5 protein-coding genes are annotated in these 4,172 nt (G+C 67.8%); 3 read left to right on the plus strand and 2 right to left on the minus strand.

The genetic code is table 11. The annotated features are described in order from the left end of the window. Positions 1-41 precede the first annotated feature (41 nt). Entirely contained in the window at positions 42-269 is a 228-nt protein-coding gene (locus C2U70_RS32330) for a cysteine-rich CWC family protein (protein WP_186294601.1), read from the minus strand. Between the two features lie 108 nt (positions 270-377). Here C2U70_RS32330 and C2U70_RS32335 point away from each other — a divergent pair, with 108 nt between their 5' ends. The 3 genes from C2U70_RS32335 to C2U70_RS32345 all read left to right on the plus strand — a co-directional run bounded on the left by C2U70_RS32335 (position 378) and on the right by C2U70_RS32345 (position 3,550). Continuing rightward, positions 378-1,922 (plus strand): DUF1800 domain-containing protein, encoded by a 1,545-nt coding sequence (locus C2U70_RS32335; RefSeq protein ID WP_140982762.1) that lies wholly within the window; start codon positions 378-380, stop codon positions 1,920-1,922. Then, positions 1,919-3,139 carry a DUF1501 domain-containing protein gene (locus C2U70_RS32340; protein WP_140982764.1) on the plus strand — a complete coding sequence of 407 codons (1,221 nt, stop codon included), beginning with the start codon at positions 1,919-1,921 and terminating at the stop codon, positions 3,137-3,139. Before C2U70_RS32335 ends, C2U70_RS32340 begins: the two co-directional genes overlap by 4 nt. Positions 3,140-3,226: 87 nt before the next feature. Beyond that, positions 3,227-3,550, plus strand: coding sequence for an antibiotic biosynthesis monooxygenase family protein (locus C2U70_RS32345; RefSeq protein ID WP_140982767.1), 324 nt, complete (start codon positions 3,227-3,229; stop codon positions 3,548-3,550). Between the two features lie 9 nt (positions 3,551-3,559). Here the strand turns inward: C2U70_RS32345 and C2U70_RS32350 are convergent. Next, positions 3,560-4,172: aldo/keto reductase (locus tag C2U70_RS32350; protein ID WP_140982770.1), on the minus strand; the 613-nt coding region annotated here is incomplete at its 5' end.

Below are 4,172 nucleotides of genomic sequence, written 5' to 3' on the forward strand. Positions count from 1 at the left end.
GCGCAGCGAAATCCGGGACTGACGACCGAAAGATTCCCGGATTACGCTTGCGCTCCATCCGGGCTACGCGAGTCCTTCGCCGCCTTGCGCAGGCAATCGCGGCACAGGCAATCCTCGCCTTCGCCCTCGGTCGGCATCGGCAGCCTGGCCGTCTCCTCCGCGCACCAGCAATCGCCCGACAGCGAACAGCCGAATTCGGCGCCGCAGCGGGAACATGTGACGCTGCGCATGGACGCCGCCGAGTGCGGAATTTCTTTCGGTTTTGTCATGATTTGCGCCGAAGCTTCGCCATGATCTTCATCTGGGGTTCATTTGTTCGGACGGTATATTATGCGCCGTACCGACGCTGCGGAAGCGCCTCCGCTCAAGGACACATGATGGCCCGGGATTCGCAAGCCGCGCTCGTTGCGCTCAACCGGTTCGGCTTCGGCGCGCGCGGCGGGGCATCCGGCGATTTCATCAACGCGGCCACCGATCCGCGCGGCTTCGTCAAGGCGGAGCTGAGCCGTCCCAACGGCGTGCTGCTGGAAGCGCCGGGCCTGCAATCGACGCCGCAGCTCGGCCAGGCCGTGTTCGAATATCAGGCCCAGGTCAAGCAGGCGCGCGAGGCCGCGGCGAAGGCGGGCGGGCCTGCGGAGGCGCAGCCAGCCGCCGATCCAAAGCCCGACGGCAAGGTCCGCCGCAATCTCTCGCTCAACATGGCCGCCACTGACATCGCGGGCCAAGCGCCGGAGATGAAGACGGCCGACAGCATGCAGCCCAATGCGGCGGCAGCGCCGCCGGCCGCAAAGCCCGCGCCGCAGCCGCTCAACGTGATCCAGAAGACGTTTCGCGCCGAAGCGCTGGCGCGGCTGCAGCGCGCCACGCTCGCCGATTGCGGTTTCACCGAGCGGCTCGTGGTGTTCTGGTCCAATCGTTTCTGCATCTCGGCCGCCAAGGGCGAGCTGGCGCGGATGTGGGCCGGCTCGTTCGAGCGCGAGGCGATCCGGCCCTACGTGCTCGGCCGCTTCGCCGACATGCTGAAGGCGGTCGAGCAGCATCCGGCGATGCTGTTCTTCCTCGACAACCAGCAATCGCTCGGACCGGATTCGCGCGCCGGGCAGAACCGCAAGCGCGGGCTGAACGAAAACCTCGCCCGCGAGATCATGGAGCTGCATACGCTCGGCGTCGGCGGCGGCTACACGCAGGAGGATGTCACCTCGCTCGCGCGCATCATCACGGGCTGGACGTTTGCCGGACGGCAGGGCCAGTTGGGTGTGCCCGGCTCCTTCGTGTTCAACGTCAATGCGCACCAGCCGGGTGCGCATGTGCTGCTCGGCAAGACCTATGAGGCGACCGGCGTCGCCCAGGGCGAGGCGGCGCTCGCCGACATCGCGCGCCATCCGTCGACGGCGACCTTCATCGCCACCAAATTCGTGCGCCATTTCGTGGCCGACGATCCGCCGCCCGCGCTGGTGGCGCGGCTGCGCGATGTCTTCGTCAGGACCGACGGCGACCTCAAGGCGCTCGCGACTGCGCTGGTCGATTCCGACGAGGCCTGGAAGGCGCCGCTGACCAAGATGCGGAGCCCTTACGAATTTCTGCTCGCGAGCGGGCGGCTGCTGGCGCGCGTGCCGGAGGACCCCGGCTTCTATCTCAACACGCTCAATCTGCTCGGACAGCCGCTGTGGGCGCCGGCGGGGCCGAACGGATTCCCCGACACCAACGCGGCCTGGACCGCGCCGGAGGGCATCAAGCTCAGGCTCGACGTCGCCGCGCAAATGGGCGCGCGGCTCGGCAACAACACCGACCCGCTGGACCTGCTGGAGTTCGCCGCATCTGACGCAGCCTCGGTCGAGACGCGCAAAACGATCGAGCGCGCGGAATCGCGCCAGCAGGCGCTGGCGCTGCTTTTGATGTCGCCGGAGATGCAGAGGAGATGACGATGGATTGCGTCGAGAACCGGCTCGTCACCTCGCGCCGCAGCCTGCTGCTCGGCGGCGCCTCCTTCGCGGCCTGGGCCTACTTACCGAAATTCGCGCGCGCGGCCGAGGGCCGCGATCCGCGGCTCGTCGTCGTGATCCTGCGCGGCGCGCTCGATGGCCTTGCGACCGTGGCGCCGATCGGCGACCCCGATTATGCCGGCCTGCACGGCTCGATCGCGCTCACCGCGGATGGGCCGAAGCCTGCGTTGCCGCTGGACTCGTTCTTTGCCTTGCATCCGGCGATGCCGGAATTTGCGCGGATGTATCGCGACAAGCATGCCGCGGTCGTTCACGCCGTCTCCACGCCCTATCGCGACCGTTCGCATTTCGACGGCCAGGACGTGCTGGAGAGCGGCTATGCCGGTCCGGGGCGCGTGCAGTCCGGCTGGCTCAATCGCGCGCTGGAAACCCTGCCGCGCGGCGATCGCGTGTCGAGCGGGCTCGCGGTCGGTCCGACCACGCCGCTGGTGCTGCGCGGCGCAGCCCCCACCGTCGGTTGGGCGCCGGTCGCGCTGCCGCAGGCCGATGACGATACCGCGATGCGGCTCATCGATCTCTATCGCCATCGCGATCCCGCGCTGGCTGCGGCGCTGACGCAAGGCTTGCAGCTCGAGAAGGCGGCGTCCGGCGACGACATGAAGCCGAAGCCTGGCAATGCGGCGGCGCAGATGCGGCTGGTGGCGCGCGGCGCCGCAAAGCTTATGGCGGCCGATGACGGCCCGCGCATCGCAGCGCTCGCCTTCGACGGCTGGGATACCCATGCCAATGAAGGCGGCCCGGTCGGACGGCTCGCCTTCCTGCTCGGCGGCCTCGACGGCGCGCTCGCCGAATTCGAAAGCGGCCTTGGCGATCGCTGGCGCAACAGCGTCGTGGTTGTTACCACCGAGTTCGGCCGCACCGCGCGCATCAACGGCACCGACGGGACCGACCACGGCACCGGCACCATCGCGCTGCTCGCCGGCGGCGCCGTCAGGGGTGGCCGGGTGATTGCGGACTGGCCGGGATTGCGGCCCGCCAACCTGTATGAAGGACGCGACCTCAAGCCGACCACGGATCTGCGCGCCGTGATCAAGGGCGTTTTGCAGGATCAGTTCGGGCTCTCGGATCGCGTGCTGGCGGAGACGGTGTTTCCGGACAGCGCTGCCGCGCGGCCGATGAAGGGGCTTGTCGCATAACCGACAATCGCCGTCGTTCCGGGCCTCGCGCCTTGCGGCGCGTCAGGGAATGACGAGATAATGGTGAGAGCATCAGGAGCCCATCACATGTACATCGCCATGAACCGCTTCCGCGTCGCCAAGGGATCGGAGGCCGCCTTCGAGCAGGTCTGGGCGTCGCGCGACACGCATCTGGACAAGGTGCCGGGCTTCATCGAATTCCATCTGCTGAAGGGCCCCGAGCTCGAGGACCACACGCTCTATGCCTCGCACACGGTGTGGGCGAACCACGCGGCGTTCGAGGCGTGGACCAAGTCGGAGGCGTTTCGCGCGGCGCATGCGCGCGCCGGCGACAACAAGCCGCTCTATCTCGGCCATCCCCAGTTCGAGGGCTTTGAGGTCAAGCAGACGGTCGGACGCGGCGCGAAATGACCTGCCGCGTCAGCCTTTCGTGATCTTGTCGATCTCGGCCACGTCCTCGGCCGTGAGCGTCCAGGCGATCGCCTTGACGTTCTCCTCGATCTGCTCGGGACGGGTGGCGCCCGCGATCACGCTCGAGACCTGCGGTCGGGCGGCGAGCCAGGAGAAGGCGAGCTCGGTCATGGAGTGACCGCGCTGTTTGGCGAAGACCTGCAGCTTCTCGACCATGTCCTCGTTGCGCGGCGTGACGTAGCGATCGCGCAGCGCCGTCATCTTGGCAAAACGCGTATCGGCCGGCGCCTCGGTGCCGCGCTGGTACTTGCCGGTGAGGAGGCCGCTCGCCAGCGGGAAGAACGGCAGCAGGCCGAGTCTGTATTCCTGGGCCGCCGGCAACAGGTCCTTCTCGATGTCGCGGATCAGGAGGCTGTATTCGTCCTGGCAGGAGACGAAGCGGCTGACGTTCATCGTGCGCGCCATGTACTCGGCCTCGGCAATGCGCCAGGCCGGGAAGTTGGAATTTCCGATGTAGCGGACCTTGCCCTGGCGCACGAGGTCGTCGAGCGCGCGCAGCGTCTCCTCGATCGGCGTCAGCGGGTCGTAATCGTGCTGCTGATAGAGGTCGATGTAGTCGGTC

This window comes from Bradyrhizobium guangdongense, assembly GCF_006483445.1.
Lineage (GTDB): Bacteria > Pseudomonadota > Alphaproteobacteria > Rhizobiales > Xanthobacteraceae > Bradyrhizobium > Bradyrhizobium guangdongense_A.